This window comes from Lysinibacillus piscis, from assembly GCF_026012395.1.
GTDB lineage: Bacteria > Bacillota > Bacilli > Bacillales_A > Planococcaceae > Lysinibacillus > Lysinibacillus piscis.
In genome coordinates, this window is the sequence record NZ_BRZA01000001.1 from 1187478 (window position 1) to 1207080 (window position 19603).

Annotated in this window: 23 protein-coding genes; 11 read left to right on the forward strand and 12 right to left on the reverse strand. The window is 36.7% G+C overall.

Translation table 11 applies throughout. The features are described from left to right. Positions 1 to 102 precede the first annotated feature (102 nt). Complete coding sequence (locus OPF91_RS05750) at positions 103 to 657, reverse strand: NADPH-dependent FMN reductase (RefSeq protein ID WP_264987735.1); 555 nt, start codon at positions 655 to 657, stop codon at positions 103 to 105. Between the two features lie 79 nt (positions 658 to 736). Further along, a complete protein-coding gene (locus tag OPF91_RS05755) occupies positions 737 to 1558 on the reverse strand; it encodes an NAD-dependent epimerase/dehydratase family protein (RefSeq protein WP_264987736.1) in 822 nt (273 codons plus the stop codon). Between the two features lie 172 nt (positions 1559 to 1730). On the opposite strand from OPF91_RS05755, the gene OPF91_RS05760 reads away from it, so the two are divergent. From OPF91_RS05760 to OPF91_RS05780, 5 genes are all read left to right on the forward strand, one after another. After that, on the forward strand, positions 1731 to 2792 hold the full coding sequence (locus OPF91_RS05760; protein ID WP_264987737.1) for a PseG/SpsG family protein: 1062 nt from the start codon (positions 1731 to 1733) through the stop codon (positions 2790 to 2792). A gap of 92 nt (positions 2793 to 2884) precedes the next feature. Continuing rightward, positions 2885 to 3070 carry an SE1832 family protein gene (locus OPF91_RS05765; RefSeq protein ID WP_264987738.1) on the forward strand — a complete coding sequence of 62 codons (186 nt, stop codon included), beginning with the start codon at positions 2885 to 2887 and terminating at the stop codon, positions 3068 to 3070. Between the two features lie 44 nt (positions 3071 to 3114). Next, positions 3115 to 4680, forward strand: coding sequence for an ABC-F family ATP-binding cassette domain-containing protein (locus OPF91_RS05770; RefSeq protein ID WP_264987739.1), 1566 nt, complete (start codon positions 3115 to 3117; stop codon positions 4678 to 4680). A gap of 317 nt (positions 4681 to 4997) precedes the next feature. Then, on the forward strand, positions 4998 to 5402 hold the full coding sequence (spx, locus tag OPF91_RS05775) for a transcriptional regulator Spx (protein WP_264987740.1): 405 nt from the start codon (positions 4998 to 5000) through the stop codon (positions 5400 to 5402). Between the two features lie 23 nt (positions 5403 to 5425). Further along, on the forward strand, positions 5426 to 5863 hold the full coding sequence (locus tag OPF91_RS05780; protein ID WP_264987741.1) for a MarR family winged helix-turn-helix transcriptional regulator: 438 nt from the start codon (positions 5426 to 5428) through the stop codon (positions 5861 to 5863). A gap of 90 nt (positions 5864 to 5953) precedes the next feature. Here OPF91_RS05780 and OPF91_RS05785 read toward each other — a convergent pair whose 3' ends face one another. The 3 genes from OPF91_RS05785 to OPF91_RS05795 all read right to left on the reverse strand — a co-directional run bounded on the left by OPF91_RS05785 (position 5954) and on the right by OPF91_RS05795 (position 8154). Then, on the reverse strand, positions 5954 to 6133 hold the full coding sequence (locus OPF91_RS05785) for a hypothetical protein (protein ID WP_264987742.1): 180 nt from the start codon (positions 6131 to 6133) through the stop codon (positions 5954 to 5956). Between the two features lie 233 nt (positions 6134 to 6366). Then, positions 6367 to 6915 carry an RNA polymerase sigma factor gene (locus OPF91_RS05790; protein WP_264987743.1) on the reverse strand — a complete coding sequence of 183 codons (549 nt, stop codon included), beginning with the start codon at positions 6913 to 6915 and terminating at the stop codon, positions 6367 to 6369. 138 nt (positions 6916 to 7053) lie between these two features. Continuing rightward, the gene (locus OPF91_RS05795) at positions 7054 to 8154 is read right to left on the reverse strand and encodes a LuxR C-terminal-related transcriptional regulator (RefSeq protein ID WP_264987744.1); all 1101 of its coding nucleotides are present in this window, start codon (positions 8152 to 8154) and stop codon (positions 7054 to 7056) included. 198 nt (positions 8155 to 8352) lie between these two features. Between OPF91_RS05795 and OPF91_RS05800 the strand changes: the two genes are divergently transcribed. Then, a complete protein-coding gene (locus OPF91_RS05800) occupies positions 8353 to 9096 on the forward strand; it encodes an SDR family NAD(P)-dependent oxidoreductase (RefSeq protein WP_264987745.1) in 744 nt (247 codons plus the stop codon). Between the two features lie 46 nt (positions 9097 to 9142). Here the strand turns inward: OPF91_RS05800 and OPF91_RS05805 are convergent, their stop codons facing one another. Next, positions 9143 to 9769: a nitroreductase family protein gene (locus OPF91_RS05805; RefSeq protein WP_264987746.1), complete on the reverse strand. Its 627-nt coding sequence runs from the start codon at positions 9767 to 9769 to the stop codon at positions 9143 to 9145. 155 nt (positions 9770 to 9924) lie between these two features. On the opposite strand from OPF91_RS05805, the gene OPF91_RS05810 reads away from it, so the two are divergent. Then, positions 9925 to 10500 carry a TetR/AcrR family transcriptional regulator gene (locus OPF91_RS05810; protein ID WP_264987747.1) on the forward strand — a complete coding sequence of 192 codons (576 nt, stop codon included), beginning with the start codon at positions 9925 to 9927 and terminating at the stop codon, positions 10498 to 10500. Positions 10501 to 10515: 15 nt separating this feature from the next. Then, a complete protein-coding gene (locus OPF91_RS05815; RefSeq protein ID WP_264987748.1) occupies positions 10516 to 11346 on the forward strand; it encodes a CPBP family intramembrane glutamic endopeptidase in 831 nt (276 codons plus the stop codon). Between the two features lie 259 nt (positions 11347 to 11605). On the opposite strand, the gene OPF91_RS05820 is transcribed toward OPF91_RS05815, so the two are convergent. Continuing rightward, on the reverse strand, positions 11606 to 12295 hold the full coding sequence (locus OPF91_RS05820) for a hypothetical protein (protein WP_264987749.1): 690 nt from the start codon (positions 12293 to 12295) through the stop codon (positions 11606 to 11608). A gap of 133 nt (positions 12296 to 12428) precedes the next feature. Between OPF91_RS05820 and OPF91_RS05825 the strand changes: the two genes are divergently transcribed. Further along, positions 12429 to 12728 carry a hypothetical protein gene (locus tag OPF91_RS05825; RefSeq protein ID WP_264987750.1) on the forward strand — a complete coding sequence of 100 codons (300 nt, stop codon included), beginning with the start codon at positions 12429 to 12431 and terminating at the stop codon, positions 12726 to 12728. Between the two features lie 210 nt (positions 12729 to 12938). On the opposite strand, the gene OPF91_RS05830 is transcribed toward OPF91_RS05825, so the two are convergent. Together OPF91_RS05830 and OPF91_RS05835 are read right to left on the reverse strand one after the other, a co-directional pair. Beyond that, the gene (locus OPF91_RS05830) at positions 12939 to 13706 is read right to left on the reverse strand and encodes a hypothetical protein (protein ID WP_264987751.1); all 768 of its coding nucleotides are present in this window, start codon (positions 13704 to 13706) and stop codon (positions 12939 to 12941) included. After that, the gene (locus OPF91_RS05835) at positions 13699 to 14238 is read right to left on the reverse strand and encodes a sigma-70 family RNA polymerase sigma factor (protein WP_264987752.1); all 540 of its coding nucleotides are present in this window, start codon (positions 14236 to 14238) and stop codon (positions 13699 to 13701) included. Before OPF91_RS05835 ends, OPF91_RS05830 begins: the two co-directional genes overlap by 8 nt. Positions 14239 to 14422: 184 nt before the next feature. Here OPF91_RS05835 and OPF91_RS05840 point away from each other — a divergent pair, with 184 nt between their 5' ends. After that, positions 14423 to 15802: a dipeptidase gene (locus tag OPF91_RS05840; protein WP_264987753.1), complete on the forward strand. Its 1380-nt coding sequence runs from the start codon at positions 14423 to 14425 to the stop codon at positions 15800 to 15802. 40 nt (positions 15803 to 15842) lie between these two features. Here the strand turns inward: OPF91_RS05840 and OPF91_RS05845 are convergent, their stop codons facing one another. Together OPF91_RS05845 and OPF91_RS05850 are read right to left on the reverse strand one after the other, a co-directional pair. Continuing rightward, positions 15843 to 16415 (reverse strand): nitroreductase family protein, encoded by a 573-nt coding sequence (locus tag OPF91_RS05845; protein WP_264987754.1) that lies wholly within the window; start codon positions 16413 to 16415, stop codon positions 15843 to 15845. A gap of 68 nt (positions 16416 to 16483) precedes the next feature. After that, positions 16484 to 16993 carry an amidase domain-containing protein gene (locus OPF91_RS05850; RefSeq protein ID WP_264987755.1) on the reverse strand — a complete coding sequence of 170 codons (510 nt, stop codon included), beginning with the start codon at positions 16991 to 16993 and terminating at the stop codon, positions 16484 to 16486. 111 nt (positions 16994 to 17104) lie between these two features. Between OPF91_RS05850 and helD the strand changes: the two genes are divergently transcribed. Next, the gene (helD, locus tag OPF91_RS05855; RefSeq protein WP_264987756.1) at positions 17105 to 19354 is read left to right on the forward strand and encodes an RNA polymerase recycling motor HelD; all 2250 of its coding nucleotides are present in this window, start codon (positions 17105 to 17107) and stop codon (positions 19352 to 19354) included. A gap of 26 nt (positions 19355 to 19380) precedes the next feature. On the opposite strand, the gene OPF91_RS05860 is transcribed toward helD, so the two are convergent. Continuing rightward, on the reverse strand, positions 19381 to 19503 hold the full coding sequence (locus OPF91_RS05860; protein ID WP_264987757.1) for a hypothetical protein: 123 nt from the start codon (positions 19501 to 19503) through the stop codon (positions 19381 to 19383). Positions 19504 to 19603 lie beyond the last annotated feature (100 nt).

Consider the following 19603-nt stretch of genomic DNA (forward strand, 5'->3'; position numbering starts at 1 on the left):
AAGTATTATTTTATCATATTGCATTTGAAAGCTCTATCAGTTGTCACAACATAGTAAAAGGAGCTGCCCCATTGAGACATCTCCCCCTTTGTAAATATATTATTAGTGCTGATCAAGCGTTTCTTTTGGTAATGTTTTGCTCATTTCACAGTATTGTTCGAAAACACGGGCTAATTCACGCAAACGTTGATGTACATCTTCATCCACAATATTGTTGTTGTCATCAAAATGAGACGTATGTGTATAGACGTAGTTTGGTGTGACAAGGGCACGGAAATAATCTAAAATTGGCTTTAATTGATTCTCCACTACTAAATGATGCTGATATGTTCCACCATTTGCCACAATCGATACTGGTTTATAGCGCATCGTTTTAGGATGTAGGAAATCAAAGGCGTTTTTCAAAACACCTGGAATGGATGCTTGAAAAATAGGCGTTGCAATAATATATGCATCTGCTTCCTCAAATTGCTGAATCATCTTCTTCATATCTTCGTTTAATGGTGAACCATCTACAATTTGGTGCTGATAATCTTTAAAGCACATCAATTCTATATCATAGCTTGCATTAAGCTCTTGAATGTATTGCGCTACTTGTTTTAGAATAGCACCTGTTTTCAAGCCAAACATCGTGCCATCTACTAGTAAAATTTTCATCATTTTTGCCTCCAACATTTATCTTCTACCACCGATTGTAGCAAATACAATGCTGGGCGAAAAGAACTGTCCCGATAATTCAGTCTTTAGGCGGAACATTCTCTTGCTCTATTTTAAATTTATCACGATTAATAACTACGTCTCGATTTACTCGCCCTTCTTCATCTATGGCATCTGACAATTTGTGCTTCTCCCAATTAAATACTTGTTCACGTGAAATTGCTTCTGCTTGTATCTCTGGATAATCCAATTTCGCTAATTGCTGTGAAGAATAAATATAAACAGGTTGCGATTTTTCATATAAGGCGATAACAATCATTGCCTTTGCTACCTGTGAAGCCTCGATAGCACGTGCACGCTTTAAAGGCCCTACAAATAAAGGCTTTAATATCCCGAAAATCTTTTCACCCACTTTTTCACCTAATCGAAATTCATCTCGCTCGCCTAGTAACAAAGATGGACGTATAATGGATAACCGTGGTAAACCCAGCTCGATTAAATCATGCTCTAATTTGCCTTTCACTCGATTGTAGTAAAAGGATGAACCTTCATTAGCCCCCATCGCTGTGATGACTAGTAGATGTGGAATTCCTCGTTTTTTCGCTAATGAGGCTATTGTTAATGGATATTCAAAATCTACTTTCTCAAAAATCTCTCGTGAGCCTGCTTTTTTCATTGTTGTACCTAAGCAACAATATAACTCATGGGCAAACTCAAAATCCCTTTCCTCTAACATATCGAATGCTCGAATTTTTACGATTAGTTTAGGATTTGTATAAGCTAGCTTTCTTCTTGTAATCACTGTCACAGACACATATTCCTCATTTTCACACAGTTGTTTCACAAGTGAAGTACCTACTAATCCTGTAGCACCTACAACAATGGCAGCACGCATTCCCATAATGACTCACTCTCTTCCCTCAAAATCTATGATAGTATGGCTCACTCTTTATTCATTGCATCGGCTCATTTCTTAGTCTTCTACACATTCGATTCGTCACTTTCTTCTTTTTATACATACTTCCAATACTCACACCATAATGTAAAGAGACAGATGAAAGGATGGGATATACTTGCAAAATGAAATTCAAACAGGACAAATGAAAAAAAAGATTGTCTTTATAGTAGAAGACTGCATCAATAAAGGACTCTATCCTTTTGAAAGAGTTGCTACATTGGCACAATTATTGATGAACGAGGAAATTTTTATTTTCGTTAAAACACACACAAACGATCATCTTGCTGTTTTCATGCAGGACAAACTGTCGCCAATTATATTCGATCATTTTGATGAACTACCAAAACATATAAAAAAAATACAGCCTGACTTAATCATTCGAGATGGTCATAATTCAGAGAGTTGGCAAGTTGAGCTACTACGACCATTTTGCCAAACGATTGTCCATTTTGATGATTTTGGTGATGGTGGACAAGTTTGCGACTATGTATTACTAGCACTTCATCAAGAGGTGACAGAGTATTTGCCAGCTCATTATATGGGTGGCAACTTCGCCTTTGCACTTCCAACAGCCTATCAACAGCTCACATATGAAGAAAAGACAAACGAAAATCCACCACATATTGTCGTTGCCTTTGAAGATGGTGACGAACACAATTTAACCTACCGTACACTACGTCATCTAACACAGCTACAAATCCCGCTACAAATTACGCTTGTCATTGACGACCAGTATCAGCATGCGATTGACGATTTGCAAATTATGGTGTTAAGTCGTCGACATACAGCGATTGTGCGCAAACCAAATGCCCTTTTAACACTATTACCAAAGGCAGATATTATTATTTGTAATGCCAATTATACACCATATAAAATTGCCTCCTATGGTGTACCTTGTATTACACTTGCCCAAACAGAGGCAGAGTTACTACATGCTTTCCCTCGTGAACATAATGGCTTTATTCATCTTGGACTTGGTCGTAAAATGAAACAATCACAAATTCAAAATGCAGTAATGGAATTATTATTACATGAAGCTCGCAGTGAACGCGCGATAAAAAAACAACGTCAACTACAACTTGCTTCTAATAATGAGGCACTCGTTGAAATGCTATTAGATTTTGCCAATGGCAGACATAATATCGCTTCTATCTCCTCATTCTGTGATACAATATAAACGATTCAACTTTCATTTTAACTATGTAGCGGTGAGGTACTCAAAGCCTCATCGCTTTTACACGTCATAAAACGAAGAAAGGAGTGACTGAGGTGTCAACGAAAAGCGATATTGAATATCAAATTAAAGAGCTAAAAATGGACTATATCAACTTACAGGGTGATATTGAAAAATTAGAATCGACAGGACATAACGATCAAGTAGCAAAGGCGGAACAACGTCTAGCCAACATGGAGGCACAGCTAGCTGCATTAAATAAACAATTAGCCAAGCTGTAAAAATGTTCATAGGCTAATGCTACTATCTATTTGGAGGAACAATTATGGCAATTTTAACAGTTGAAAATTTAGGTCATTCCTTTGGGGATCGCACCCTTTTTAAAGACGTATCTTTTCGTTTAGTAGAAGGCGACCATATCGGCTTAGTTGGCGCAAACGGTGTGGGAAAATCCACATTAATGAGCATTCTTACAGGTCAAGCCATTCATGATACAGGTAAAGTGGAATGGTTACCTAATACACATTATGGCTATTTAGATCAACATACTGTGCTAACAGCTGGGCGCACCATGCGTGATGTGTTACGTGATGCTTTTCTACCTTTGTATCAAAAAGAAGCCGAATTAAATGACATTACAGGTAAAATGGCGGACGCTACACCTGAGGAGCTTGAGGTGTTATTAGAGCAAATGGCGGAAGTGCAGGATGCATTAGATGCTGGCGATTTTTATTCACTTGATATGAAAATTGAAGAAGTTGGACGAGGACTTGGCTTGGATGCAATTGGCTTAGACCGTGATGTGGCAGCACTTTCTGGTGGACAACGTACAAAGGTTTTATTGGCGAAGCTACTATTAGAAAAACCAAAAGTGCTATTGCTGGACGAGCCAACAAACTATCTCGATGAAGAGCATATAACATGGCTGAAAAACTATTTAAAAAATTATCCATATGCCTTTTTATTAATTTCACATGATACAGAATTTATGAATAATACTGTTGATGTGATTTTCCACTTGGAATTTTCAAAACTAACACGTTATACAGCAACTTATGAGAAGTTTATTGAGCTTGCTGAAATTAACAAACGCCAGCATATTGATGCATATGAAAAACAGCAAGAATTTATAAAAAAACAAGAGGACTTTATCGCTAAAAATAAAGCCCGTTATTCAACAACTGGTCGTGCAAAATCACGTGCCAAGCAGCTTGATCGTTTAGAGCGTATCGATCGCCCTGAAACGGCTGTAAAACCTGAATTCGGCTTTAAAGAAGCTCGTTCTTCCAGCCGCTATGTTGTAGAAGCTGAAAATCTTGTCATTGGCTATGATAAAGAGAAGCCTTTACTACCCCCACTGACATTTGCTATTGAACGTGGTGAAAAAATCGCTTTAGTTGGCATGAATGGTATTGGGAAATCGACATTATTAAAAACGATGCTTGGCAAAATTAATCCGTTAGCTGGTGATGTAATACGTGGTGACTACCTTTACCCTTCTTACTTTGAACAAGAGGTCAAGGCTGATAAAATTACACCAATCGATGACGTATGGAATGCCTTCCCTTCTATGGAGCAAGCGCAAGTTCGTGCAGCATTAGCACGTGCTGGTTTAAAAACAGAGCATATTACACGCCCATTAAATTCACTATCAGGTGGTGAGCAGGCGAAGGTTCGTCTATGTAAATTAATGATGGAAGAAGCAAATTGGCTTGTTTTTGACGAGCCGACAAACCATTTAGATATCGATGCGAAAGAAGAACTAAAACGTGCAATGAAAGAATTCAAAGGCACAATCGTACTCGTTAGCCATGAACCTGATTTCTATGAAGGTCTAGCAACAAAAGTTTGGAATGTCCAAGATTGGTTCACATCTGGACAACAAAATTAACTGATAAAGCAGCTTTGCCTATAGGCAGAGCTGTTTTTTATGTATAAATGTAGACTCTCCTTCATACAATAGTCATTAGGCTATGTTTCTTCTACTAACAAAAGGTTCGCTTTATTACATCATTGTAAGCTAGATTATTGAAACTTTCTGCTCTTTTTTGCGTATATTTTAATGTACAAGAAAATATCATAGTAATATTGAATATTTTTCAATTAACTATTGATTTATTTATATCTTACTAGTAAGATATAAATATAAACAAATTAACTTACTAATAAGCTATTTATAAAATATAAACAGAAAGCGGGGAATGAAGAATGACAGTTACAATTTACTCACAAGCGAGCTGTTCTTCATCCAGAAAAGCATTAAAATGGTTAAAAGACCACAGTATTGATTACAAAGAAAAACGTATTACATCACAGCCATTAACATTAGCTGAATTTAAAGAAATCCTCAGCATGACAGAAGATGGCACAGATGAAATTATCGCAACAAACTCAAATGATTTTAAAAACTTAAATGTAGATATTGAGCAACTGTCCATTCAGGAATTATTTAATATCATCCAAGCACATCCAAGAATGTTACGTAGCCCTATTTTGGTCGATGAAAAACGTATTCAAGTCGGCTACAATGAAATGGACATTCGCCGTTTTATTCCTCGTAAAGTACGAGCTTACGAGCTAAATGCTATGACAAAATTGGCACAAGAAAGCTAAAACAGCGTTGGAGATGACTTGCTATGGAGAACGAAAAAGAACAAGCCATTCGCTCTTTATTTGAAGTTGTATCTTCTATTGAGCGTAAATGGGCAAATGAGTGGAATAATCAGAATGCACTCGGTTTTTCTAAATCCCACATTTTAATATTAGACTTTTTATCGCAGGAGGGTCCAAAGCGCCCTTCTGCCATTGCTGACCGCCTAAAAGTTACAACTGGTGGTGTCACTGTCCTAACAAGCAAACTGATTAATGGTGGCTTTATTGAAAAGACACAGCATGCTACTGATAAACGAGCTTCACAACTCATTATTACCGAAGAAGGCGAACGTGCATTAAAGCAATCTCATCAACAGGTTAATGATATTATTAATACATTATTTGGTATGCTAAGTGCTGAAGAGGTACAAATGCTACGTGATATTTTTGCTAAATGTCTACTCGACCCAAACCAAACATAAAAAGACTACATCGCCTATTCCAAAGCGATGTAGTCTTTTTTCTTCTACAATGAATGTGGGATGTGCGAAAACGAATCCACCTTTCTTCTTTTAAGAATTCGCTGCTGCAATAACCCAGATGGTAATGTTAACAGAAATAATAATTAGAAGCATTGTGTAAATTACATACTTATCATCTTTTTTCTTCTCTGCTTTAAAAAATAAAATTTTGATTAACATCAATACAAATCCAAGGCTGCCAAGTATTTTTGCAAGTAGGAACATAGACACCTTTGTTTGTCACTCCTTTAATTACTAGCTTATTAGCATTGGGAACCTGTCCAGTATGGCTACTCTGCACTAGCAACTGTTAATGCGCGCCTATATCAAGTAAGCTAAAAATCCCTCACCTATAATAAAAATGAGAGATTTCAGACTGTAGACAAGCGTGATATAGTTTTTTTCTATTGAACCGCTGAATTACCTCTGTCTAGGTAATGATGCTAGCGACCAATTATTGACGCTTATGCTGGTAACACAGCATCTACCACAGATTTATCAGACAATAAAATTTCTTTTAAACGCGCTTTTGCACGGAATAAACGGGACTTCACCGTACCAATCGACACTTTCATCAACGTTGAAATTTCAGCTAGTGAATATTGGTCTATGTAGAAATACCATAATGTTTTACGATAAATAGCATCTAATTGTGCCATTTTATCTTGCACTAATTTAGTCATCAATTCTTTTTCAATTTTTTCTTCTGTTGAAATCTCATTATTGGGAACCAAATCTAAAATTGGTACGTCTAATGTTTCAGGTTGGTGCATCATATATTTACTGCGTCGTACAGTTTTACGGTACCGATCTCTAAATGTATTCATTGTAATCGTTGTTAACCATGCTTTAATGTGTTCAACTTCCGCCACATTGTCTTCATAGCGTACAACTTTTACCCAAACTTCTTGCATTAAATCTTCTGCCTCTGCTGTATTACGTGTTAATTTTAAACATAAGTGATAAATATAACGATTGTATTCCTCGTATACGCCTTCTAATTTTACATCCATGTGTATTCCTCCGCTTCTTGTTCTTGCTTCTATACACATTTTCGCAAAATATTAGATTACACTCCATCGTATTGGCTTTCAAATTTATTACAATCGTGTAAGTTTAGATGTGATTGCTTGTAATATTCGTTATGTTTGTTACGAAAGCAGGCCTAGCCGAAAAGCAGCAGCTACCACTTGTGTACGATTTTTCGCTCGTAGCTTTGTCATTAAGCTACTGATATAGTCCCTCACCGTATGTTCACTTAAAAACAGCAAGCTCCCTATTTTTTTATTATCATAGCCCTCCGCTAATAAATTCAAAATCATGGATTCTCTTTCTGTTAAATGTAGCGTAGACTTTTCCTCTGTCGATTCATCTTTCCTTGCCAAGAATAAGCCTATTCGCTGCCCTACTTGCTCAAGCACAAGTAACTCATCTTTTGCGTAGTCAAACACCTCACCCATTTGATCAAATGTTAACCAACCAAATAATTGATCCTCATAAACAACAGGAATAAAAATAACAGAGGATAAATTGAATAAAATAATATGCTCCTCTTTAATGTAGTTTTTTGGATTTTTTAAATACACTGGTTGCCTCGAGTTTAAAATAAAGCTTCGAGAGGTTAACTCCCCCTTCATGCTCTGTACCTTGGATAACTCAGCACCAACCACGCCATAAAAATGATTTGACCATGGTATGTATGCATAAAAAACACATCTTTTATAATGAAAATAGGCTTCACATTCTTTCAAAATATAAGCTAAATCCTTGTGACCTGATGAACGGATTAATAATTGATTCAATTGGTCTAACCTTTGCATATCCTGCGAGAATGTCTTCTGTGGTATTTCCTCATATTTTTCATAAATTTGTACAAGGTATGTGAAAATCATAAACATAAAGGACATCATCATATTTAAGTGCTTGTTTTTTTGCTGTACCATTAAACAGAATAAAGCTTTTTCAAACACAAGTTGAAATAAATGTAATGTCTTATGATCCATGACCGCCAATTGTGACTGTAACCATATTTCCAAATACTCCTTATATTCCTTTTGGAGTGTGTCAATATCTGTCTGATGCATCAAGGCTATAAAGGAATCCAGTAATATCACTATCTTTACTCTATCAAGCTCAGAAACTGATAGCTCTAAATTCAAATAAATGCTACTATTTTCCTTCAATTGCTTATGATACACTTTCACAAATAATACAAACTCACGGAATGTTACTTCCTCATATGGCTGGCTCATCAACACACCTCCTCTTTCAACTCCCCTACAAGTAAAGGAATCTTTCTATATTATTATACATTAGCTTGTAGGATAGTATTTAAAAACCCAAGTAGTAAAATATCAGTAATAAGCTTGAATATAATTGATTTTTCAAGTCAATTATACAACTAGTAAAGGGTTTAACAGCTCAATCATTATAAAAGGTGGTTATTCAAGATGAAACTTCAAGACAAAGTGGCCATTGTCACAGGTGGCGCAAGTGGTATTGGTGAGGCAACAGTTCGTTTATTTGCGGAGGAAGGCGCGAAAGTCGTGATTGCGGATTTCTCAGAACGTGGTCAAGCATTAGCAGAGGAATTAAACAGCAATGGCTTTGATGCACTTTTTGTCAAAGTAGATGTAACAAGTGATGAAGGTACAAAAAACCTTATTGCAGAAACTGTTGCTAAATATGGCAAATTAGATATTATGTATGCTAATGCAGGTGTCGGTGATGCTACTCCTGCACATGAATTAACATATGAAGGCTGGAAAAAGGTGATTGATATCAATTTATCAGGTGTATTCCTTTCTGATAAATATGCTATTGAGCAATTCCTTAAACAAGGTACAGGTGGCACAATCGTCAACGCTGGCTCCATTCATAGCTTCGTGGCATTGCCATATACAACGTCTTATGCTGCGGCAAAAGGTGGCGTGAAGCTGTTAACACAAACATTGTGCACAACATATGCAAAACAAGGTATCCGTGTGAATGCTGTATGCCCTGGCTATATTGACACACCTCTACTTAGTGGATCTGATCCTGCTATGAAAGAGCAATTAGCTTCCCTACATCCACAAGGTCGTTTAGGTAAACCAGAAGAAGTAGCAAAAGCTGTCTTATTCCTAGCAAGTGATGATGCAAGCTTTGTTAACGGTACAACATTATTAATCGACGGTGGCTATACAGCTCAATAATAAAAAGGTCTAGGTTCGTATGTTGTCGAACCTAGACCTTTTTTCATTAAATGTAACGTACAATATGCTCTAATGGTAAACGTGATGAACCATATGCAGGTGTAGCTGCTTCACCAATAGCAATCAGCAAAATTGGTACTTCGTTTTTTGGTAAATTAAATTTCTCCGCAAACTTCGCTTTATCGAAGCCACCCATTGGCACTGTATCATAGCCCATCTCTTTTGCTAATAGCATAATTTGCATTGATACAAGACCTGCATCAAAATGAACGATGTTTTTAATTACTTCTTCGGGTAAATTGCCATACAAAGCATGTGAATTTTTAATCATAGCATCCGCTACTTCTCGTGTCATTAACCCTTGTTCCGCATTAGCATCATAAATTTCCTGTGCACGTTGATACATTTTCATATCCCCAAGAATGGCAATAATCGCTGAAGATGTTTCCACCTGCTCTTGATTATTCGCAATTGGACGTAATTCCTTTTTCACTTCTTGATCTGTAATCACAATAAAGCGCCAAGGCTGCATATTGCTTGATGATGGCGCAGTAATCGCCTGTTGCAATAATGTCTGTAATTGCTCCTGTGGAATTGTGATACCTTCTTTATATTTACGAACAGACTTTCTAGCCTGCATAACTTGTGAAACCACTGTTTGTGTAGCTGACATCTGGAATCCTTCTTTCCTATTTTTAAAATATAACACTTACTTATTATAAGCAACACACAAAATTATACAACTTTTTTGCTTATCTAGAAGGAATATCCCTATTTACGTTGAATATTATTTCAATGAATATTTTTTTAATGAAAGGCGTGCACAATATGGTAAGCAGACAAGAGCAAAAGGAACAACGCAGATTGTTGATTTTACAATCCGCTTTAGATTTATTTATACGAAAAGGCTATGGGGAAACAAAGATTGCAGATATTGCGAAGGCAGCCAATATGAGCATGGGGCTGCTTTTCCACTACTTTGAATCAAAGGAGGCTTTGTATAAAGTACTTATTCAAATTGGCAGTGAAAAGCTAAAAATGGAGATGAGCTTCCCTGATACCTCACCATTAACAGCTTTTGAAATACTAGCACAAGATATCTTTCAGCTAATTAGCACAAATCCCTTCGCTGCTAAAATGTTTGTGCTAATGGAAAATGCCCATCATTTAGAGGCTATGTCCACAGATATTAAAGAAATGCTGTCAGAGGCAGATAAATTAATGGAAAAAAGCATTCCATTAATTGAAGAAGGACAGCAGATAGGTGAAATAAGACAAGGAAACCCAGAGGCATTAGCCATAGCATTTTGGAACGCACTTCAAGGTATCGCTCAGTATATTGCGCTACACCCTGAAGCCCCTCGCCCAGATGCACAATGGATTATTGCCATATTAAAAAAATAAGGAGGTAGATGAACATTGCGAACAACTCAAAATATCATCATTTTTATTGTGATTGTCTTACTATGTGGGTGGCTAGGCGTACTCGTTGATCAATTCATACCCAATCAACCTAAAGGCAATACACTTGGTATGGGGCTATGGTTAGTGCTCCCTTTATTAGCCACTATCCTTTTACGAACATTTGCAGGAGATGGATGGCATGACACAGGGTTAGCCTTTCATTTAAAAGGCAATGGGAAATGGTATATTGTAGCATTCCTTATATACCCTATTACAACAGCTATTCTTCTTTTATTTAGTTATCTAACAGGCTGGATGGATTTTTCACATTTTAATATGTATGCTGTTGCATCTGCTTTTGCTAGTAGCTTCTTTCTACAATTCATTAAAAATATTTTTGAAGAATCTGTTTGGCGGGGTTATTTGACAAGTAAATTGCTTCAGTTAAAATTGAATGATTTTTGGCTGTATATGACAGTCGGTGGTGTATGGGGAGCATGGCATCTTCCTTATTTTTTAGTATTTTTGCCTGCTACTGATATTGCCAATGTGCTACCTGTCAATCGGTTGAGCTTCGCTATCATTGGTATAATGACAATGATTATTTGGACGATTATGTATACAGAAATTTATTTACTGACGAAAAGCATTTGGCCACTCGTCATTATGCATGCAACAGAGGATGCCCTGATCAATCCTTTAATGCTAGAGGGCTATATTCAAATTGCACAGGGCAAAGAATTTTTCGTTTCCCCGACAGCAGGTATTGTTACGACGTTGTTATATTTAGGGATTGGGCTTCTTTTACGGGCATACAGAAAAAAGAGAGACTTAGTGCTGGAATAAATCTCCCCTATCAAAAATGAGAAACCTAGTGTATAAACGTCATTTCGACGATGCTAGGTTTCTTTGGATTAACCCTTTTTTATAGAAAATAAATCATTTCCTTAGCACGTATTCGTTTAGATAAGTTCAAAATATCATCATAGTCTGGATGTGTTTTATAAAAAAAGACTCCGCAGATTTCTTCATTAATGCAGCTGAATATTTCCTTGGATGTACATAACCTGTAAAAATTGATTGGGTAATTAGATTTTCTCTCTAATTATTCTAAATAGTATGTTCTTGTAATAGTTCCTGGAAGTTTTGCTCCAATAGTGAATCCATTTATAGATACACCAAGTGTGTAAAAGCCATCTGCTTCTATTTCAACAGAAGCTTGGTTAAGCGTTCCACCAATTGTTCCTTTAGCTTTTGTTTGTGACCATGACCAAGCACTTACTCCATAAATATCAGAGCTAATATTAGTTATACTTCCTGCTTTAAAACGCTTCACTTTACCTAAGTAATAATATTTGTAATCAAAAGTTATTTGTTTAAATTGTACCAAAGACGTCATGCCCCATCCTGTGAAGGGAGAATACCAATCCATCTTCGCAGAATCGCTATAATAATCTGTTGTGGCAAAAGGCTGAACTTGAGATTGTTGCACAAAATGAGACGGTATTACCACTTCTTCATCTTCCACCATTTGTAGTTCTTTAACAAACTCTTCAAAGTCTTCTATAGAATCAAACTTCAAAATTTGTTGTTCTTTAGGAATCCTATTTATATCTACTTCTTCAATACTATACTTTTGTTGAATTTCTCTAAATTCTCTTTCAACATTCGATACTACATCTTGTTTAACAGGCTCTTGTGCATTAGCGCTAGATGAAAAAGCGCAACTAAATACTGAAAATGATGTTAATACTACTAATAATGGTTTTTTTATTTTCCAATCCACTTCCTTCACTTGATTTAAATTCCATTTAAAATATTACAGTAAATCAAATAATTACACAATATTATTTTATAAAAAAAGGAAATATTTTATCTTTTATGTTATTATAATCAATATATACTAAATTTTAAATTGGAGGTTAAAAATGAAAAACAAAAGTAAGAAAGGGTTATTGTGGGGAAGTATTGTTATAACTATATTATCCATCTTTCTAGTATCATATGAATCTAATAATTTTGGTGCACCTTTTCAATTTGTGAGATACATAGGCGATAAGGAGTTACAAACAGGCTTTTCTTTATTTAGTCAAAAAAATTTTACTCAAATACATTTTAATATACTTTACTTTTTTATAGACGTAGCAATATTTTACTTTATATTATTATACGGCAATAAAAAAATTACCTTATTGAAGTCAAATAAAAAAGACCAAAATGGAAATTAAGCTATGAGATGCTTCTCTTTAAATAAATAACATGTTACTTAAAGGGATTTTCGTATACCGATTAAAATCTAGCCTCTTTGGAATTACTTACATGATTAGTTCACAAATGCTGTGAAAGCACATAAAAAACACCTCCAATTGTTAGATGGTGTGTCTAACTATTGCGGTGTTCTAAACTTTTAGGAGACATTCAGTAATAAAAAAACTCGCCTACAACATGGTGTCTTTCGCTAATAACGCCTTTACTGCTAATTCTGGCTGTAAAGATTCTATAAACTCTAAAAGCTCTGTTTTCGAATAAGGATTGGCATAAAAATCATCATGAATGTCATACGTTTGAACGATAATTGTATATTTTTTTTGATTTACTAATAGTTCTAAAGCAGCGATGACATAGTTATTTTCATCGCTAGGTTTTTGTGTTTCAGGTATCAACTGCCAATCACCCACTTTTTCTAGTACCTTAAACTGACTCTCAAGTTCAATGTCCCCTTCAAACACTTGGGTGAAGTAAGAATTTTTTTGACTTTGAAAACTTAAGGATAAGGTAATTTCCTTTGAAGAATAGGTATCTTTGTCATCACCACTTTTTGACCAGTAATTCAAACTAGCCTTCTGTAGCTTATATTTTTCTGGGTGATTAATAATCGATTGCTGTAATTCGTTTATTACTTTAGTTGAAAGCATTTCTTGACCTTTTTCTAAGTGTTTTCCATTAATCGAATTTTCCCCAATAGCAAAGTAAGCTGTGTCGGAGTTGTTATCAAAGTTCAACGTTTTAAAAACAGGTATGCTTAGAACGGTAAACAAAACAACTGCTGAAACTAAAACAGTGTAATAAACACCTTGAAACTTTTTTCTTGAGCGTGTATTTGCTGTTTTGCTCCGAATTTGCTCACTTTCTTCATGAGAAAAGTATACATGTTTATGTAAGTATCCTTGTACCTCTTCCTTTACATGTTGATCGAACTTATCCACTAGCATTACTCCTTTCTAATTTATTTTGAAGGATTTTCTTGCCACGAAGTAATCTTGATTTAATCGTATTCATATTTACATCGAGAATTTCACTTATTTCGGCCATAGTCAATTGCTGATAATAATAAAGAATAAGTACATCTTTATATTTGGTTGGTAGTTTGGCTATTTGTTCTATCATAATTTGTGAAGTCTGTTTATCAATAAATTGTTCTTCTGCAGATGGTGCTGTGAAAATGGATGAAATAATGGGGGTATAAATTAGCTTTTTTATACTCCAACGTTTCTTATAATCCTTACATTTATTGATAGTAATACGAATTAACCACGTTTTATAGCTACATTCATGTCGGAAGCTAGATAACTTTTGGTAACAGGATATATAGACTTCTTGAATAATGTCCTCGCATTCGGACAGATCATTTATATATAAGAAAGCTATTCTTTTTAAATCAGTTGCATAGTCCACCATCAGTTGATTTAGTAGTACATCTACCGAAACTTCTGAATAATCTGCTTCAAGATTTCTCACTCATTGCCCCTCCTTTCATAAATTAGACGAGCCTCAAATCGATATTGACTCATAAAATTTTCATTAATTCATTTCTTAATTGAAGCTGTAAAAGGTTAAAATTGCCTCTTTATTTTAGGTTTCTCCTAGTGGGTTGTGCTATACTATTTCTATTATCGAAATAATCCGAAAGAGGGCTTCTATTATGACAAACTTACAGCAATTAGATGCGTATTTCACTGAACACCGTGAGCAACATTTAAACGAATTAAACGAATTTTTGCGTATTCCAAGTATTAGTGCATTATCTGAGCACAAAGAAGACATCCAAAATGCTGCTAAATGGCTAGCGAATGCCTTTGAAAAGCTAAATTTAGAAAATATCTCAATTACACAAACAGCAGGACATCCTGTCGTTTATGCGGATTGGTTACACGCAGAAGGTAAGCCAACGATTTTATTCTATGGTCACTATGATGTACAACCTGTTGACCCGCTAAATTTATGGGAAAGCGAGCCGTTCAATCCAACGATTCGTGATAATAAATTATTTGCTCGTGGTGCAAGTGATGATAAAGGGCAAGTATTTATGCACTTAAAAATGATTGAGGCATTATTCGCTACAACGGGTACACTTCCTGTTAACGTGAAATTTATTTATGAGGGTGAAGAGGAAATTGGTAGTCCACATCTTCCTGCCTATGTAGAAGAAAATAAAGAAAAATTAGCCGCTGATTTAATCTTAATTTCAGATACAGGTCTTTATGCTCCAGGTAAACCTGCTGTATGCTATGGCTTGCGTGGTTTAACAGGTGTGCAAATTGATGTACGTGGAGCGAAGGGTGACTTACACTCTGGTCTTTATGGTGGTGGTGTACAAAACGCTATCCATGCGTTAACAGAAATTTTGGCTTCTTTCCGTGATGAGCATGGTACGATTCAAGTAGAGGGCTTTTATGATAAAGTATTACCTTTATCTGAGGAGGAGCGTGCAGCCTATCAAGCACTTGGCTTTGACGAAGACTCTATTAAAGAAGAAGTTGGCGTGAAAGAGCTATTCGGTGAAGCAGGCTATTCTTATCTAGAGCAAACATGGGCACGTCCAACATTAGAAATTAATGGCGTTTTTGGTGGCTTCTCAGGTGAAGGCATTAAAACGGTGCTACCTGCTGAGGCTGGCGCTAAAATTACATGTCGCCTTGTACCAAATCAAGACCCACATGAAATTGTTGCACTATTAAAAGCTCATATTGAAAAACATAAGCCAGTTGGCGTTGAGGTGACTGTCTCTGAATTCGATAAAGGACGTCCATTCTTAACACCGTTTGACCATCCATTTATTCAAGCTGCTGGACGCTCTTATGAAAAAGTGTATGAAGTACCAACTGCTTATACACGTGGTGGCGGTTCTATTCCAATCGTTGCGGCATTCGACGAAATTTTAGAGTTACCTGTTGTGTTAATGGGCTTCGGCTTATCTAGCGAAAACTTCCATGCACCAAACGAACATTTCCACTTGGAAAACTTCGATAAAGGCTTACGTGTATTAGGTGACTATCTGTATGAGGTTGCTGAACTGCGCTAAAAAATGCAAATCCCCTCGCTACCAAACGAGGGGATTTTTATTATTCACCAAATCCAGTCACAATTTGCGCTGCTGTTTTACGTTCTTTCCCTTTTGGTGTTTCATCAAAATGTCCTAGTTGTAGCATAGCAATCACACGCTCGCCTGCCTGCACCTTTAATGCTTCTCGGAATTTTGGATTATCTAAAAATGCTGGTGTTTTCCAGCATGAGCCAATCCCTTTTTCCCACGCAAGCAATTGAATGTTTTGAATAAAAATACTAGCTGCAGCATAGTCCTCTAAACGCTCTTTTTGACGCACATCCTCTGGCACAATGACAAAAGCGTAAGCACCTGCTAATGTGAATTTCTCCATTTGCTTTGCTAATGCTTCGCTTGATAGCTCCTGCCATTTAGGAATCGCTAAATCACGCAATAATTCATGTAATGCTGGTAGCTGTTCTTCACATGCTACCACTAAACGCCAAGGTTCACGGTTACCATGATTCGGAGCCCAAACAGCATCATCAATAATCGCCATAAACTCCTGACGTGCCACTGGTTGACCATTAAATTGTTTAATTGAACGACGCTCACGTATCGCATCACGAATAGACATTATTTGTTCACTCATACCCAAAATCTCCTTCAATTGCATTTACTTTCACCATATCATAAAATAATATGCTTTGAAACTATCTTCTAAGCAAAGCTATCATCAATATGATAGAAAAAATAGGTCATATTCGGTGTGTAAGCTGTGGAATCTTCGTATAAATAAGAGCGATTAATACTGTCAGAGGTATGTGCATTCACATAAGGGATACCGTTTTGAATACTCGTCACAATCACAGAATGATCAATACGCCCATCCCCTTGAAAATCATAAAAAATAACATCACCAAGCTCTAATTGCTCAGCATATTGAACACGTCGTCCCTTCAAGCCTGTTGTGGAACCCTCCAAATACCAGCGCAATGAATGAGCTACAGACCAGCTAAAGCTCCAATTGCCTCGCTGTAGCCACCAGCCCTTTTCTCGATTCGGTGCTCCACGCATTGGTGCTCCCCCTGCTAATAAGCATTGAGAAATATAATTGGTGCAATCCACTTGAAAGCTCGGAAATGCTGGATTACGCCGATTCCACCATAAATTTGCATATTGCACAGCAGCCTGTCGATTATAAATCGAACCACCTCCTTCTAGTATCAACGTATTCTTGTTTACTAGCCGATTATACCTGTAGTATCTCTATCTTTTACTTGCTGACAGCTACCTTATATAGTAAGATGAATATCCATTTAATACATAGGGGGTGCAAGCATGACGACCACACATCCTGATTTTCAGGCTGAAGAGCAAAGATTAGTTTATACCAAAAGCTATATGCAGCAAATTCTACAAGAATCCCAACGAGATCTACAATCTGCCCAAGAGAATATTCGTCACTCTATGGCCGACCTTGATTACTTAGACTCCAGTTTAAGTTATTTGAACATTCTCGCAAATGCTCGTTTTTTTGAAATGGCACGCAATCAAAAAGAAGGCTTAGAAGCTGTGCAAAAAAAGCCTTATTTTGCACGTATTGACTTTCAAAAAACAGGTGAAGCCAAAGAGCTCCTTTATATTGGAAAAACCTCTTTATTCCATCGTGAAACACATGAACCAATTATTGTTGATTGGCGTTCACCTGTTGCCAATGTCTATTATGATGGGCGTCTCGGTGATATGGAATATGATGTCCGTGGAGAAATTCATCAAGGCCATCTCTTTGCAAAACGGCAGTATAAAATCGAGGATGGTCAGCTATTGGCTATTCGGGACATTGATTTAACGACAAATGATGAATTGTTACAGGAGGCATTGGCGGGTAAAGCTGATGTTCGTTTAACTGAAATTGTCTCGACCATTCAGCAAGAGCAAAATGAGATTATTCGTGCCCATCTCCGTCAGCCGATTATTGTACAAGGTGCTGCTGGTAGTGGTAAAACAACGATTGCGCTACACCGTATCTCCTACTTCCTTTATACGATGGGTGAGCATTTCAACCCTGAGCAACTGATGATTTTAGCTCCGAATAAATTATTTATCGACTATATTGGAGACGTTTTACCCGAGCTAGGTGTCGACAAAATTTGCCAAACCACATTTGCAGACTATGTATTAGCTGCTACTAAATTAAAAATAAAGCTACAAAGCCCTTCAGACCAGCTAGAAGATTTTATGACTGGCAAATCTACATGGATAGCAGAGATGAAAGGCTCTCTTGACTATCGTGATATCATTGAACGCTACATTCAAAAAATTGAACACAATATTGCTGCTCAATTTGAAGATGTCTATATTGAAAAATACTGCATTATGCGTGCCTCCCATTTAAAAAAATTATTTTTACATGAATTTTCCTATATGCCCATCGAAAAACGACTAGCCCATATTAAAAAAGTGCTAGCTAGCCATGTACGCCAAAAAAAGCAAGCCATTTTAAACAAACTGCATCAAAAATACGATGATGCACTTGGTAAAGCATTGAATGGTATTCGAGATGATGTTAATCGTCGGCGTCTTGTGACAAAAGTTATTGATGAACGTGATGAACGTATTCCTGCTATCGATAAAGAAGCAAAAGCCACTGTCACTACCTATATGCGTCGCTTCACTAAACACAATATAAAAACACTATATCGTTCATTTTTGACAAACCCTGACTTACTAGCTGAGTTTGCACCCGACTGGCATTATATCGAGCAGCAGCAATTTATACAGGCACATGTGAAAGAACAATGGACACTTGAGGATTTAGCTGCACTCTATTATTTGCAGGCTCGGTTAAAGGGGATTGATGATGCATGGAAAATGCGTGTTGTTTTTATTGATGAAGTACAGGATTACAGCCTATTTCAATTGGCTGCCTTAAAAGCAGGCTTAGAGACAGATATGTTCACGATGGTTGGTGATTTAGCACAAGGAATTCATAGCTACCGTTCTTTAACTGCATGGGAGCCTGTGCAACAGCTTTTCCCACGAGCTAGCTTCCGTACATTACAAAAAAGCTATCGTACAACGATTGAAATTATGGAGGTCGCTAATCAAATTTTAATGCGAATGGACGAAACATTGCCATTAGTGGAGCCTGTTGTACGACATGGCCCTACGCCAACATTTGTGAAGACACCCTCACTTCACGCTCAGCAAATGCAGGATATTGTGCAAGCCATTCGCGCTAACGGTCATCAATCAATCGCTGTGATTTGTAAAACAAATGCTGACGCAATGACACTCTATCAAACTTTGCAAAACAATGACGTTGCTTGCCAGCTTCTAACAGAGCAAGAGTCCATTAACCAAGCCATGCTACTTATTGTGCCAAGCCATTTAGCAAAAGGGCTTGAATTTGATGCAGTAATTGTAGCTGCCTTTGATACGCCTTATTTTGATACAAAAATTGACCGTAAGCTCCTTTACGTTGCTTTAACACGCGCCATGCATGAGCTTTATTTAATTGGTCCATCCATTGAAGCTTTTTTATTAGCCAATGCCACCGTGCCTATCCAGTTAAGTGAGCTCAACTAAAAAAGCCGCTATCCTCATAGCGACTTTCACTTGCGTGGTGGTAAACGATAAAATTTATCTTTAAATAAATAGGTCTTCACAGCTCGCCACCATGAATTAGGAGCTTCTTTTGGAGGACTTTTTCTAGTAGGTAATGCAGGCATACGCATAATTATGGCTCCTTTCTTCAAACCTATTCTTATTCTATGCAGGCCGTATATACGGTATGACAAAAAGGACGAATAGTGGTGCTTTACCCTATTCGTCCCT

Coding starts and splice junctions, on each gene's coding strand:
- OPF91_RS05805 (WP_264987746.1), bottom strand. CDS start 9,769: ATGTCAGCTACACAAACAGTGGTTTCACAAGTTATGCAGGCTAGAAAG.
- OPF91_RS05755 (WP_264987736.1), bottom strand. CDS start 1,558: ATGGGAATGCGTGCTGCCATTGTTGTAGGTGCTACAGGATTAGTAGGT.
- OPF91_RS05795 (WP_264987744.1), bottom strand. CDS start 8,154: ATGAGCCAGCCATATGAGGAAGTAACATTCCGTGAGTTTGTATTATTT.
- OPF91_RS05825 (WP_264987750.1), top strand. CDS start 12,429: ATGAAAAACAAAAGTAAGAAAGGGTTATTGTGGGGAAGTATTGTTATA.
- OPF91_RS05860 (WP_264987757.1), bottom strand. CDS start 19,503: ATGCGTATGCCTGCATTACCTACTAGAAAAAGTCCTCCAAAAGAAGCT.
- OPF91_RS05840 (WP_264987753.1), top strand. CDS start 14,423: ATGACAAACTTACAGCAATTAGATGCGTATTTCACTGAACACCGTGAG.
- OPF91_RS05800 (WP_264987745.1), top strand. CDS start 8,353: ATGAAACTTCAAGACAAAGTGGCCATTGTCACAGGTGGCGCAAGTGGT.
- OPF91_RS05750 (WP_264987735.1), bottom strand. CDS start 657: ATGAAAATTTTACTAGTAGATGGCACGATGTTTGGCTTGAAAACAGGT.
- OPF91_RS05810 (WP_264987747.1), top strand. CDS start 9,925: ATGGTAAGCAGACAAGAGCAAAAGGAACAACGCAGATTGTTGATTTTA.
- OPF91_RS05845 (WP_264987754.1), bottom strand. CDS start 16,415: ATGAGTGAACAAATAATGTCTATTCGTGATGCGATACGTGAGCGTCGT.
- helD (WP_264987756.1), top strand. CDS start 17,105: ATGACGACCACACATCCTGATTTTCAGGCTGAAGAGCAAAGATTAGTT.
- OPF91_RS05780 (WP_264987741.1), top strand. CDS start 5,426: ATGGAGAACGAAAAAGAACAAGCCATTCGCTCTTTATTTGAAGTTGTA.
- spx (WP_264987740.1), top strand. CDS start 4,998: ATGACAGTTACAATTTACTCACAAGCGAGCTGTTCTTCATCCAGAAAA.
- OPF91_RS05770 (WP_264987739.1), top strand. CDS start 3,115: ATGGCAATTTTAACAGTTGAAAATTTAGGTCATTCCTTTGGGGATCGC.
- OPF91_RS05790 (WP_264987743.1), bottom strand. CDS start 6,915: ATGGATGTAAAATTAGAAGGCGTATACGAGGAATACAATCGTTATATT.